This is a genomic window from Hyphomonas sediminis (assembly GCF_019679475.1).
Lineage (GTDB): Bacteria > Pseudomonadota > Alphaproteobacteria > Caulobacterales > Hyphomonadaceae > Hyphomonas > Hyphomonas sediminis.
Genome location: NZ_JAIEZP010000001.1, coordinates 3,347,111 through 3,359,893 on the forward strand (window position 1 = coordinate 3,347,111; position 12,783 = coordinate 3,359,893).

The 12,783-nt window shown below is 64.0% G+C and carries 15 protein-coding genes; 6 read left to right on the plus strand and 9 right to left on the minus strand.

Features of this window, described 5'->3' with window-relative positions:
• Positions 1-199: 199 nt before the first annotated feature.
• The 7 genes from K1X12_RS16140 to K1X12_RS16170 all read right to left on the minus strand — a co-directional run bounded on the left by K1X12_RS16140 (position 200) and on the right by K1X12_RS16170 (position 6,317).
• A complete protein-coding gene (locus tag K1X12_RS16140; protein WP_225908010.1) occupies positions 200-769 on the minus strand; it encodes a type III secretion system chaperone family protein in 570 nt (189 codons plus the stop codon).
• 149 nt (positions 770-918) lie between these two features.
• On the minus strand, positions 919-1,845 hold the full coding sequence (gene ribF, locus K1X12_RS16145; RefSeq protein WP_220988628.1) for a riboflavin biosynthesis protein RibF: 927 nt from the start codon (positions 1,843-1,845) through the stop codon (positions 919-921).
• Entirely contained in the window at positions 1,845-2,276 is a 432-nt protein-coding gene (locus K1X12_RS16150) for a MaoC family dehydratase (RefSeq protein WP_220988629.1), read from the minus strand. Before K1X12_RS16150 ends, ribF begins: the two co-directional genes overlap by 1 nt.
• A gap of 103 nt (positions 2,277-2,379) precedes the next feature.
• A complete protein-coding gene (locus K1X12_RS16155; protein ID WP_220988630.1) occupies positions 2,380-3,231 on the minus strand; it encodes a TIGR01459 family HAD-type hydrolase in 852 nt (283 codons plus the stop codon).
• Positions 3,232-3,264: 33 nt separating this feature from the next.
• Positions 3,265-3,801 (minus strand): hypothetical protein, encoded by a 537-nt coding sequence (locus K1X12_RS16160; protein WP_220988631.1) that lies wholly within the window; start codon positions 3,799-3,801, stop codon positions 3,265-3,267.
• A gap of 107 nt (positions 3,802-3,908) precedes the next feature.
• Positions 3,909-5,138, minus strand: coding sequence for an EAL domain-containing protein (locus K1X12_RS16165; RefSeq protein ID WP_220988632.1), 1,230 nt, complete (start codon positions 5,136-5,138; stop codon positions 3,909-3,911).
• Positions 5,139-5,483: 345 nt separating this feature from the next.
• The gene (locus K1X12_RS16170) at positions 5,484-6,317 is read right to left on the minus strand and encodes a fumarylacetoacetate hydrolase family protein (protein WP_220988633.1); all 834 of its coding nucleotides are present in this window, start codon (positions 6,315-6,317) and stop codon (positions 5,484-5,486) included.
• 110 nt (positions 6,318-6,427) lie between these two features.
• Between K1X12_RS16170 and K1X12_RS16175 the strand changes: the two genes are divergently transcribed.
• The gene (locus K1X12_RS16175) at positions 6,428-8,089 is read left to right on the plus strand and encodes a DUF262 domain-containing protein (protein WP_220988634.1); all 1,662 of its coding nucleotides are present in this window, start codon (positions 6,428-6,430) and stop codon (positions 8,087-8,089) included.
• Between the two features lie 18 nt (positions 8,090-8,107).
• On the opposite strand, the gene K1X12_RS16180 is transcribed toward K1X12_RS16175, so the two are convergent.
• Complete coding sequence (locus K1X12_RS16180) at positions 8,108-8,632, minus strand: YciI family protein (RefSeq protein ID WP_220988635.1); 525 nt, start codon at positions 8,630-8,632, stop codon at positions 8,108-8,110.
• 390 nt (positions 8,633-9,022) lie between these two features.
• Between K1X12_RS16180 and K1X12_RS16185 the strand changes: the two genes are divergently transcribed.
• From K1X12_RS16185 to K1X12_RS16205, 5 genes are all read left to right on the plus strand, one after another.
• The gene (locus K1X12_RS16185) at positions 9,023-9,790 is read left to right on the plus strand and encodes an SDR family oxidoreductase (RefSeq protein WP_220988636.1); all 768 of its coding nucleotides are present in this window, start codon (positions 9,023-9,025) and stop codon (positions 9,788-9,790) included.
• On the plus strand, positions 9,790-10,161 hold the full coding sequence (locus tag K1X12_RS16190; protein WP_220988637.1) for a tRNA-binding protein: 372 nt from the start codon (positions 9,790-9,792) through the stop codon (positions 10,159-10,161). Before K1X12_RS16185 ends, K1X12_RS16190 begins: the two co-directional genes overlap by 1 nt.
• Complete coding sequence (locus K1X12_RS16195) at positions 10,158-10,631, plus strand: PaaI family thioesterase (protein ID WP_220988638.1); 474 nt, start codon at positions 10,158-10,160, stop codon at positions 10,629-10,631. The genes K1X12_RS16190 and K1X12_RS16195 overlap by 4 nt, the downstream gene beginning before the upstream one ends.
• Positions 10,632-10,842: 211 nt before the next feature.
• Positions 10,843-11,367 (plus strand): hypothetical protein, encoded by a 525-nt coding sequence (locus tag K1X12_RS16200; RefSeq protein WP_220988639.1) that lies wholly within the window; start codon positions 10,843-10,845, stop codon positions 11,365-11,367.
• A 21-nt stretch (positions 11,368-11,388) separates the two neighbouring features.
• Entirely contained in the window at positions 11,389-11,874 is a 486-nt protein-coding gene (locus K1X12_RS16205) for a hypothetical protein (RefSeq protein WP_220988640.1), read from the plus strand.
• Here K1X12_RS16205 and K1X12_RS16210 read toward each other — a convergent pair whose 3' ends face one another.
• Positions 11,875-12,762, minus strand: a complete 888-nt coding sequence (locus tag K1X12_RS16210; RefSeq protein WP_220988641.1) for a DUF1499 domain-containing protein — start codon at positions 12,760-12,762, stop codon at positions 11,875-11,877. It abuts the gene before it with no gap.
• Between the last annotated feature and the right edge of the window lie 21 nt (positions 12,763-12,783).

Genomic DNA, 12,783 nt, shown 5'->3' on the forward strand with positions numbered 1-12,783 from the left:
GTCTGGTCGATCAGATGGGGGCAGCGAAGGCACCGGTTGAAATCATTGGGGCAAACGAACTTTACCCGGCCACCGCTGAAACAAGGGTTCAGACGGCGGCCGGGCCGCTAATTCGTATGATTTTGCGGGCCCGTGCCTGTTTCATGGTCCGGGCGGTTAGCATGAACGGGCGGGGCCTGTCACCCCTGCCCGGCGGCGCTTACCATTCCTCGTCGTCATAGTTTGCGGGATCATAGTCGCCGACTTCCCAGATGTAATCGGCAACCGAGCGGGCAATCGCCTTCGCATTGGTCAGGTTATCGGTGATGTTCTGCATGTTCATGCCGCCATCGAGGATAACGTAGCGGCTGATGATCAGGGTCGAATCCGTGGTGCCGATGGTGCCCGAGGCGCTGACCGAGGTGGCCGACCAGTTGAGGTTGGCCGTGTTCAGCTTCTCATACGAGACCATCTCGTCGCCATCATAGCGGATCTCGATCTGGACGCCGAGGCAGCCGGGGCGGATCTCGTTTTCACAGACCGTGCCGATCACATGATAGATCAGGCCATCATCGGCGCTCGTCGCCTCGACCGAGACATCGCCGTTTTCGCCGATTGAGGAGATGGTGTCGCCGAGGTTCACGACCACGGCCTTCAGGTCTTCCAGGAAGACCGAGCGGACGAGCCGGTCCGAACGGGCCAGCGAGGTGTCTGCGGTAAAGTCGCCCTGCGCCAGAGCCGGCGCGGCAACCGCCATGGAAAGAGCAAGTGAAGCAAGTATCCGGCGCATGATGTCCTCCTTGAAGCGTCCCGTTCAACACGATCGCTGCGCCTATTTGCAGCCCGTGTGAAGCCCCAAGCGTCGATGCGAATTACGGAAATTTTATGGTGCATCCGGGGGTTGCTTGTGGCGCCGCCGAAGCGAGCAGAAACCGGGCCTCAGCGCCGCGCAGCCAGGATGTCCTTTGCCTGGGCGGTGTCGCGGTGCATCTGCTCGATCATCGCGTCCAGCGACGGGAATTTCAGCTCCGGGCGCAGATAGGTGATCAGCTGCACCTCGACACGCTGGCCGTAAATCTCGCGGTCAAAGTCGAAGATGAAGGTTTCCAGCAGCGGATCGCGCAGGCCGGTGGTCGGCGTGCGGCCGAAATTGGCCACCCCGTCACGCCAGTTGTCTTCGCCTTCAATCCGCAGGCGCACGGCATAAACGCCGTATTTGGGATGGATCAGGTCGCCCAGCGCCATGTTCGCGGTCGGGAAACCAAACTTCCGGCCGTTCTTTTCGCCCGGCTCGACAATGCCATCTGCCACCCAGGGCTGGCCCAGCATGTCTGCGGCCAGGCCCGGTTCACCGGCGACCAGCGCCTGGCGGATCGCGGTGGACGAGGCCTTGACGCCCTGCGCGGCGATTTCCTCGACGATGGTAACACCGAAGCCGAGCGCTCGGCCAAGGCTGGCGAGGCGCTGGGCATGGCCCATGCGGCCACGGCCAAAGCGGTAGTCGAAGCCGACCGAGACATGCGAAACGCCGAGCCCGTCGACCAGCACATGACGGACGAAGCCTTCATCCGTCATGGCGGCCATTTCGCCATTGAACGGCAACTCGAACACATCATCGGCGCCGGCGGCGAGGATCATGGAATTACGGCGTTCGGGCCGCAGGATGCGGAATGGCGGGTCGCCAGGGCGGAAATAGGCGCGCGGCGGCGGCTCGAAGGTCGCCACCGAGAACTTTCCATGCCCGGCATTGCGGGCGGCCTCCATCACGGCGCGGTGGCCGGCATGAAGACCGTCAAAATTGCCGAGCGCAACCGATGCGCCCCGCGCCGCGGCGGGAAGCCCGCGATATTCCGCATAAACGGCCATTACTTCTCCCGGCTGGGCGCCACGACGTCAGCTTCCCCGGTGATGACGCGCTTGCCCTCGACAATACACTCGACCTTCAGCGTCACGCGGTTGCCGCGGTCCTGCTTCTCGGCCACCTCGGCGCGCACGGTCACCGTGTCGCCGATATGGACCGGGCGCTTGAAGCGCATCGACAGGCCCACAAAGATCGCGCCGGGGCCCGGCAGGTTGTTGCCGAGGATGCCGGAGATATAGCTCGCCGTCAGCGCGCCATGGGCGATCCGCTTGCCGAAGATGGTCTTGGCCGCGAACTCGTCCGACATGTGCAGCGGATTATAGTCGCCGGAAACCTCGGCGAAGCGCTGGATGTCGTTCTCCGTGATCGTGTGCACGGTCTCGTGCGACTGGCCGATCTGGAGGTCTTCATACTTGTAACCGTCAAACTGGGTCATGCAGCCGGGTTTCTCCCTGATTCCTGTCTGAATTCCGTTACACGGGGCCGCGCAATCCGTCACCCCCGCTCGCCTGTCAGGCGGGCTGGGGCGGGCCGGCTGCCTACCATCTGAGCCCTGTCATCGCGTAAGTTGCCTCTTCACCGTAATCTGCAAGCAGATCGGTCACTTCCGCCTGGAAATTTGCGCCATGCTGCTTGAGGCCGGTGCCGACATAAAGGCTGTGGAAACCGTGGGTGCGGGCGCCGCGCACATCGGTCGCCGGGCTGTCGCCAATGCAGAGCACATTCTTCGGCGGCGCGCCCATCTGGGCCACGCGCTCCAGCGCCAGGTGATAGATCGGCGAATAGGGCTTGCCGGGATAGATCACCTTGCCGCCCAGATCCTCATACACATCCGCCAGCGCCCCGGCGCACCAGTAGAGCTGGCCGCCCACGCGCACCTGCTTGTCCGGATTGGCGCACAGCATTGGCAGGCCGCGCTGGACCGCGCCGCGCAGCTCCTCGCGGTATTGTTCGGGCTGGTCGTTCTCCATGTCCCGCAGGCCGATACACAGCAGAAGGTCTGCCTTCTCGCTGTCCTCGAATTTCAGGCCGAGGCCTTCATACAGGAACCGGTCATGCTCCCAGCCCTCATTGCCGCCAAGGCGCCAGACGGTCATGTCGCGGTGACGGGCCAGCTCGAACCGGGTCGCATCGCCTGAGGAAACGCACGCATCGAACGACGCGCGCGGCACGCCCAGCGGTTCGAAATAGCGGATCACCTGCGCCTCGGGCACCGGCGCATTGGTGATCAGGCACACCCGCCCGCCACCTGCCCGGAACTTCACCAGCGCGTCGCACGCCTCGGTGAAGGCCGCGCGGCCATTATGGATGACGCCCCAGACGTCGCAGAGGATGGTGTCATACTGGCCGGCAAGCTCGGAGAGGCCGGTCGGGAAGGATGGTGCTTTCATGGTCCAGCGAGCTAGGCCGGACGCCGGGCCGGGTCAATCACCGATGCCGCAGGCGGAGGCCGGCAGCGGGTTCAGCTGCCACAGCGTCGCGGTGGGAATGGATACAGATTGCGGCAGGAAACACCCCCTCAGGCGCCAGCGGGCACCGGGCGAATCCTCCGTCATCAGGCTGGCGTCATACTCGCAGGACAAAAGGCTTGCCGGATGGCTGGCCGGGCTGCCCAGCTCGGCATTGATCAGCATGTGATAGGAGCCAGTCGGCACAGACACCGCGCTCGCCTCCACCACGCCATAGTCGCAGCTTTCCACCAGCGCGTAGGTGCCGTCCGGCTGGCGCAGTGAGGGCGTCAGCGGCGCATTGATCATCAGGTCCAGCAGCAGCGGCTTGCCCTCTACGATCGGGTCCAGCACTTCAGGCGGCAGGCCTTCGCTGGGCGCATGTGGCAGGCTTGCCGAGAGGCGGACGAAACCGTCCTCCTCCGGCGCGATCGGCGCTTCGGCGAACGCAGCGGGCAACGCCGCCAGCGCGACCACCAATCCAAGCCCCAGCAATCCGGCAGATCCACGCATGACCGTCCCTCCTTGTCAGTGCAAGGATCAGGGAGCCTGCAAATTCCGGCAGAATCAAGACGGGCCCGAAGGCCCGCCAGATCTCAGCCCGTAAGGGTCAAAGACGATCAGTGATAGTTCGACAGCCGCTCGATCAGCTCGCGCGGGGGCGCGGTGTCTTCCATCAGGGAGGACTTGATCGGGCGCGGCGCGCTGAACACATGGCCCTGGCCGAAGGGAATCTCGAACTCGAGAATCTCGACGACGCTGGCCTCGTCTTCCATCTTCTCCGCGATCAGCATGATGCCGTAACGCGAGAACGCCGCGCCAACTTCATTCGACGCCAGCTTGCGGTTCAGCGCCGTCAGCGGGCGCGGGCCATTGGGATCGCGCAGCTGGTCGACCAGTTGGCTGCCATTGACCTTCACGAAGCGCACGCCCGCTGCCTGCAGGCGCGGCAGGTCGAGGTCGAGGCCGGTCACATGGTCGATGGAGAAGCGGAAACCGAGCGCGGTCAGCTTGTCCATATTGGCGCGCATCGCAGGCGAGCGCTGCTCGAACCGGTCGGCCCGGATCTCGAAGATCACCGAACCGGAGAGGTCGCGGTTTTCCATCATGAATTCGAGGAACATCGGGAAGAAGGTCGGGTCTTCCAGCGAAATCGACGAGATGTTGCAGAACACGCCGACGCGGCGATCCCGCTCGGCCAGGCGCCGGACGATCTGCACGCAGCGGAACAGCATGAAATTGTCGATGATGCCCATCAGGTTGGCGCGGCGGGCCGCGTCCAGGAAGTCTGCGGGCGTAATGTGGCTGCCATCGGGGCGGCGCAGGCGGGTGAAGCCTTCATAGAAGGTGACGCGGCGATTGGGCAACGACACGATCGGCTGCAGGTGCAGGTCCACCCGGCCATCTTTCAGCGCGTCGCGCACATCGCGCAGGGCGGCGTCTTCGGTCGGCTGCACGCGGGCCAGCGCCGAGCTGTCGGTCAGGCGCGTCTCGAAGCTGCGGTTCAGCTTGTCGATCAGCCCTTCGAGCTGGCGCATCTCGTTGACCAGCGCGTCGCGGCGCTCGGTCAGCTCGATCTTCACGGTTTCCTCAAGCGCCTCGGTGCGGGCATCCATGACGTTCATGCGGCGGCCGGTCTCGGTGACCTCACGCTCCACGCCTTCAATGCGCTGCTCGACGCGTTTCGCCATCATCGACGAACGGACCATGACATGGATCTGGGTGAGCACGGCCGACAGCACCGCTCCGCCCGCGATCGACAGGGGCAGGCCCACCGTCGTGAACGTGTAGAGGCCATAGCCGGCCCCCGCGCCCGCGGCGAGATAGAGGAGGAGCAAGAAAAAAGTCATCCGGTCAGCACCCGCAAACAGCCCATCAATCTTAACAATACGGCGAAATTAGTTAACGAAATGCTGGGAATTGTATTGATTTGCGTCTCCTTACAAGCCGGGCGCAAACCGTTGCAATTCAGCCACATTCGCCCTTTGCCTGATGTTCTGGCTACAGATCGCGCGTGGACACGTTCGTTTCCAAAGGTTAACCAGGAGACACACCCTGTATTGAGCGCAACCGGTCCGCGGCCAGTGCTGGCCGGAGCGGGGGCGATCTCGGGGGAGACTGGGGCCCTGCCCACAAGGCGGGGCCCCGTCGTTCCCTCGGAAGAGACGGGCGCTCCCTGAAAACAGACAGGATTTTCAACCGATTCGCATCGTGTCAGGCTCGGGAACGATCTCGTTCTCGATGTGGCCCAGTCCGTCGATCTCGATGCGTACACGGTCACCTGCCTTCAGCCATTTCGGCGGATCGAAGCCCGCCCCGACCCCCGCCGGCGTTCCGGTGAAGATCACATCTCCGGGCTCCAGCGTAAAGGCCGCCGTCAGATGTTCTATCTGCGCCGGAATGTCGTGAATCATGTCGCGCACACGCCCGGACTGGCGCTGCTCGCCGTTCACGAAGCTGCGTACTTCCAGGTTTGGCAAGTCCTCGATCTCGTCGGGCGTGACCAGCGCCGGGCCAAACGGCGCGTGCGTGTCAAAGCCCTTTCCCATGATCATCGTCTGGCTGGCCTTCTGCCAGTCGCGCACCGAATAATCGCAACCGATACAAAAGCCTGCGACGATCTCCCAGGCCCGCGCGCGGGGCACATGCCGGCCATGCTTGCCGATCACGATCACCAGTTCACCCTCATAATCGAGCTGGCTGGACACCTTCGGCAGGTGCACGGGTGCGAAGGGGTGGTTCACGGCCGTGGCCTGCTTGTTGAACCATTTCTGCACTTCCGGTTTGGCCGTGTTGATGAAGCTGACGCTCTCTGCGGCATGGGCGGCGTAGTTGACACCTATCCCCAGAATTTTTCGGGGCGCGGGCACCGGCGCCAGCAGCGTGACCACGCTGAGGGCCAGCGGCGCGCCCCGTTCATGCCCCTGCAGCGCCTCAACGAAGCTGTTGCCCGCAACAGGCACGACTGTATCGCCCTCGAGATGGCCGAACCGGACCTGCCCTTCAGCCTCAAATCTCACAAGCCGCATACGTTACTCTCCTGTCACACATGTTCCCAAAGAAGATTGCGCGGTGTTCATCTCGCGTTGTGGACCGCTTTGGCAAGGGCTAGGGAGGGGGCGAGTAGAGGGGTAGCCATATGCAACTTGGCGTGCGCGCGCAGGAAAGTTCACTGAGCGAAGTGTTTGCGCCGGGCGAACGCCTGCGCATGCCCCATTACCAGCGCAGCTATTCCTGGGGCGACCGCGAAGCGCTCGACCTGCTGGGCGACCTGATCGACGCCATGGACGCCGCCATTGCCCACTTCATCGGCGCGCTGGTCTTCGTGAATGGCGATGAGCCCGGCGAGCTTGAGATCGTCGACGGCCAGCAGCGCCTCACTACGCTCACCATCCTGCTCTGCGTCCTGCGCGACCTGGAAACGGACGAAGCCCGCTCCAGGGCGCTGCACAAGCTGATCGCGGATGAAGACCGCCCGCTGCTCGGCGAAGGCGCCAACTGGCGCATTGCCCTCAACTATGATGTCGGCGCCTTCTTCCGCGACTCGATCCAGACGCCCGGCGCCACGCTGAAACTCGACAACGAGCCCGGCGAAAGCGAAAGCCAGCAGAAGATCATCGCCAACGCCGCCGCTTTCTATCGCGAGCTGCGCGACATGCCGGCCGAGCGCCGCCGCGCGCTGGCCGATGTTGTCACCGGCGGCTGCGCGCTGGTGCGCGTCGTGGTCGACAACAAGGACCAGGGCTTCAAGGTGTTCCGCGTGCTGAACACACGCGGCAAGGAGCCCGGCGCCCATGACATCATCAAGACCGAGCTGTTCCAGCGCGCCAAGTTCACCACCGCAGAGGCAAACGCCTATGCCGAGCGCTGGGCCGAGCATGAAGCCCTGCTGGGCGGCGGCGCCTTCGACGACCTCTTGCGCCAGATCCGCGTGATCCATGACCGCTCGCCCAAGGGCGATCTCTATGCCGGTTTCCAGAAAGCGGTGCTCAACAAGATCGACCCGCGCAAATTCCTTGACGAGATGCTGCCCAATTATGTCGCCGCGTTCCGCATTGCCGAAACCGGGCAGGACACGCTGGGCATGGGCGCGCCGCAAAGCGTGCTCAACAGCATCAACCAGCTGCGCGCACTGGAACACAAGACCTGGCGTGCCCCGGCCATCCAGTTCATCGTCGAGCGCGGGCTGACCGATCCCAAAGCGCCCGAATTCTTCGCCGGTCTCGAACGCGTCTCCTACATCTCGCAGGTGATGGTGCAGGAGCGGGAAGCACGCAACAAGAAGCTCGCCCGTATCACCGAGGCCGTGCGCAACGACCGCGTGCTGTTTGCCAAGTCCGGCCCGCTCTCGGTCAGCCGGGATGAAGCGCGCAAGCTGCGCGACCGGCTCACCACACGTTTCGGCACCTATGGCCAGCGCCGCGCGATTGCTCTGCGCCTGTGCGCGGCCATCGCCGGCGGGCGCACCATTCCGCCGGAATCGGACGCAACGGTCGAGCACGTCCTGCCGCGCAACCCGCCCGAGGACAGCCACTGGATGATCACCTGGCCCGACCCGGTGAAGCGCCGCGAACAGTGCGACACGATCGGCAATTTCGTTCTGCTCACGAACAAGGTGAACCAGAAGGCCGACCGGCTGGACTACCGCGCCAAGAAGGAAATCTACTTCAACGGTGGCGGCGGGCAGGAGTTTGCCCTGACGCGCGACCTGATGGAGCAGGACGCCTGGACCTCCGATGTCGTCCGCCGCCGCACCGAGATGCTGGCCGACATTCTCATGCAGACCTGGGGCCTTGCCTGACAGCCCGCGAAGGCGGCTCTATTCCCCAATGCCCTTCTTCTGGATCGTCGGATGCACGTCATTGATGAGCATCAGCGCGGCTGAGCCGTAATACTTGCTGTAAGCCACGGTGAAGACGCCCGCCTCCACGCTGGGATCGGTGGCGACCCATTGCTGCGCCGTCTCGATGTCGGGCGTGTTGAGAATGAACAGCCCGCGCCGCCCGTCCTCGCCGCCCATCGGCCCGGCCAGCACGAGTTTCCCCTCCGCCGCCAGCCGCTCCATATTGGCAAAGTGCCCACGGAAGATTTCCGCCCGCGCGTCCTTGTCAGTCAGGGCGGCGTCCTGCGGCCCTGTCATCAGGATGGCCAGCACATAGGCGCGCATCCCCAGATCGTCCGCCCCCAGACGCTCGGCCAGCGCAGCGTCATATCCGGCAGGCGCTGAAATTGGCGCTAAAATTGGCGCAACCTCCGGCGGCGGCTCCCCCGTCGCCGTGCAACCGGGCAGGATGGCGGCGCAGCAAAGCAGCCCCGCAGAAGCAGACCGAATGGCAAAATGCATGAAACCCTCCCTCACAGGGCAGCAATCATGCGCCTCGCCTGCCCGGCTTTCAAGCCGCCAGCGATTGCGGCGCCAGACGCTCGCCTCCATGAGGCCATGCGCCGGTTCGCCCGCCCGTCCCGCATGAACCACGCCCGGCTCTGCACACGGATGGAGCGGATCGTTCCGCGCGCCGTCCAGCGTTGGTGCCGGGCCCGCGTTTTGGCCGCCTGCGCCTTTGCGGCGCCGGGCTGGCCGGGCTGGCCGGGGCATTTCCTGCCGCGAAAACCCGTGAAAAGGCCCCGGTGAGGCGGCATTCCCCTTACGGAACCCCTAGCGATTCTGACAGGCAGGCCCTAGCGTGCCGCCAGACAAAGAAACCCGACCATGATCCAAAGAGGAGCGCCCGTCATGAGCCTGTTCGATCTTTCCGGCAAAACCGCCATCATCACCGGCTCGTCGCGCGGCATTGGCCGGGCCATCGCCGAAGCCATGGCCGATCAGGGCGCCCGCGTCGTCATCTCCTCGCGCAAGCCCGGCCCGTGCGAGGAAGTCGCCGCCGAAATCAACAAGAAGCATGGCGACGGCACCGCCATCGCCATCCCCGCCAACATCTCCTCGAAGGAAGAGCTTCAGGCGATGGTGGACGAGACCAACAAGAGCTTCGGCAAGATCGACATCGTCGTCTGCAATGCGGCGTCCAACCCCTATTACGGCCCGATGTCCGGCATCGAGGACGACCAGTTCGCCAAGATCCTGCAGAACAACATCATCTCCAACAACTGGCTGATCCAGATGTGTGCGCCCCAGATGCGCGAGCGCAAGGACGGCGCGGTGATCATCGTTTCGTCCATCGGCGGCCTGCGCGGCTCGCCCGTCATCGGCGCCTACAACATCTCCAAGGCGGCAGACTTCCAGCTCGCCCGCAATCTCGCGGTCGAATTCGGCGTCGACAATATCCGCGTCAACTGCATCGCGCCCGGCCTGATCAAGACCGATTTCGCCAAGGCCCTCTGGGACAATCCGGACACGCTCAAACGCTCCCTCACCGGCACCCCGCTGAAGCGGATCGGCGAACCGGACGAGATTGCCGGCGCCGCCGTCTACCTCGCTTCGAAAGCGGGCGCCTACATGACCGGCCAGATGCTGGTCGTCGATGGCGGCGCAACGGTCAGCTGATGCACCTGACAGCCTCACCGGACGTGGCTCCGGCGCCTGAAATCACCTTTGATGACTTCCTGAAGGTAGACATCCGTGTGGGGACGGTCCTTGAGGCCGCCCCGCTCGAAGGCGCGCGCAAGCCTGCCCTCCGCCTGGTCATCGATTTTGGCCCCGGCGTCGGCACGAAGAAAAGCTCCGCCCAGATCACGGCACATTACCGCCCTGACGGCCTCATCGGCCGTCAGGTGGCCGCCGTCGTGAATTTCCCGCCCCGCCAGATCGGCAAGTTCATGTCCGAGGTGCTCACCCTTGGCTTTGCCGACACTGACGGCGCCATCGTCCTCTTCTCTCCCGACAAGCCCGTTCCGAATGGAGCAAGGCTCGCATGACCCAACGCACCGAAATGTCCGCCCAGCAACAGGGCTTCTTCCAGCGCCTGCGGTCTGGCGAATGGGAACTTCCCCCCGGCATCGCCAATCTCGGCATCCGCCCGCAGGACTGGCTGAAGGAAGTCTCCTACGGCCATGTCTATTATGAGTGGCCCAATGACGGCAGCCGCGACATTGGCCCGGACCGCGTGTTCGGCGGCTGGGTGGCCGGGCTTTCCGATCACATCGTTTCGATGACGATGGCCAGCGCGCTGGAGGAGGGCGAGTGGTTCACCACCACGGAGCTGCAGACCCGCATCTTCCGCCCGGTGCCCAACGGCCTCATCCGAATCGAGGGCCGCCTCATCTCGCGCGGCAAGACCTCCGGCTTCGTCGAGGCCGACTGGCGCGACGAAAAAGGCCGCCACCTCGTCCGCGTCTCCGCCGCCAAGGCCATCCGCACGATGGAAGAGCTGAACCTGAAGCGCTGACCGCGCCCTACACACCAACGCTCATCCTGAGCGAAGTCGAAGGATGCGCCACACAGCGCAGCGCCCGCCCTGGCTCGCGCTTAGACTCTCATCCTGAGCCAGCCGAAGGGCGCTCAGGATGGGCCGTTCGATAGGCCAGCACTCAGCATCAATCTGAAACTCTGGCCAAGTTCAGCGCGTTCTGGCAGCTTGCGCCCAAAGGAGACCTTTGATGCTTAAGCCTCTCGCCGCACTTGCCGCGCTTGCCGCAATATCGGCTCAGGTTGCTTTCGCATGCTCATGTCCGCCCTGCGAGCATTATGACGTCATGAACGACGAAAAGAGCGCAATTTTTGTCGGAGAACTCGTCTCCACGCAACGCCAGACCGTTCTCCGCAATGAAGTATCTTTTTTTGAATCGCCCATCTCCGAGGTGTTAGTCTCAGTTTTCAAAGTTACGCGCCCAATCAAAGGAGACCTGCCCCAATACGTTCACACCATCGTCGAAGCTGACCATGGAAATTGCCCGGCAATGGTTTCATATAACGGGTTGAATGCGATCATCGGAACGGAACTGTACCAGACTGGCAACTGGGGAACTGCATGGTACTATGTGAGTGAATGCCCTCAAAAATGCTGGTATGAAGAACAATTCAGATCGCTAGTGACGGAGCAAACAGTCCAAACCGAATATGTTGACAAGGTTTTGGCGGCAAATCAGAGAACGTATGAAGAACGGCAAGCTGCAAAAAAGTAGTTCGCTTGAAGGAATACAAACATGAAACAAGTCATGCTGAAGCCCCTCGCCGCCCTCGCCACGCTCGCTGCCGTCTCGGCGCCGGCTGCGCTTGCCTGCAGCTGCCTGCCCTGTGACCGCCAGCCCTCACTGCTCGAAAGCGAATACACCGCCGGCGCGTTCGTCGGCGAGCTGCTCTCGGTCCGCAAGCTGACCCCGGCCGACCTGCCCGCCGGCGCCGAATTCGGCATCCCGCAGCAATATGAGCTGATCCACCTCTTCAAGGTGACCCGCAGCCTCAAAGGCGACTTGCCGAAATATGTGATGGTCCGCTCCGCGTCGAACTCGGCCGCCTGCGGCGTCACCTTCAGCTTCGAACAGCTCAACGCCGTCGCCGTCTCGAAGGACGACACCGGCAAGTTCCACGCCGGTTCCTGCTCGCAGATGTGCTGGGGCGCAGAGCCCAATCGCAGCCTCATCACCGAAGACACGATGCAGACCTGGCGCGATCCCTTCGCGGAGGAATGATCAGCCCGCCGCGGCCTTGTTGAGGCGGACTTCCAGTTCGTCCAGCAGGTCGCGGACACGCTTGGCGTTCTCGCCCAGATCCGTCAGCCCTTCGCGGCTCGTCGCGCGGATGTCGATGCGCACGCCGGCCTCATCGGGGCGTACACGGATCATGATGTCATCCTTGAAGCCGAACCAGAAGCTCGTCGCGGTCGCTTCGATGCGGCCCTCCTCGGGCTCTTCCAGCACAATCGTCCAGCCCTTATCCTGCACAGCGGCCAGCGCGGCGGCATAGCCTGTCGCCATGTCGCCCGGCGCGACCAGCGGGGCCAGCCGCGGATAGGGCGTTGCCTTGGGCGATTTCTGCTCGCCGGGCACGAACTCGGCCTCTTCCTGCACTTCGGCCACGCGGCGCCCGGCCAGTCCCGGCCAGCGCGCTTCAGCGTCTGCCGCCACACGCGGATCGTCGAGGATCGGGTTTTCCGCGCCCACGGCCTCGCGCTGTGTCACCAGCGCGTCGCTCGGCGCAATCGGGTCGCCCCAGTCGGTCTGCACATCATGCAGCGGCGGCAGGCGTTCGGTTTGGCCCTCATGCGCCATCAGCCGCCCCATCGCGAGGCCTGAAACCAGCAGCGCGCCCATCGCCATCATGAAGGCCCGCTTGCGCGGCGCCTGGATCAGGGCCACGACCATCGCCAGCGCCGAAACGCCCACGGCAAACATCAGCAGCCGCCCGCCCGCCTCCAGCGTCAGCGTCTCCAGCCCGAAGCGCCAGCCCCAGAAACCCAGCCGCGTGCCGAGCGCAGCGACGCCAAACCAGACGAGCGACAGCAGCGCCAATGCCAGCGCCGCCCCGGCGAGTTTCCCCCGCCAGCCGGCCGATTCATTTCCTGTCATCTGCGTGCTCATCGGCGCCCTCATGCTTTCGCG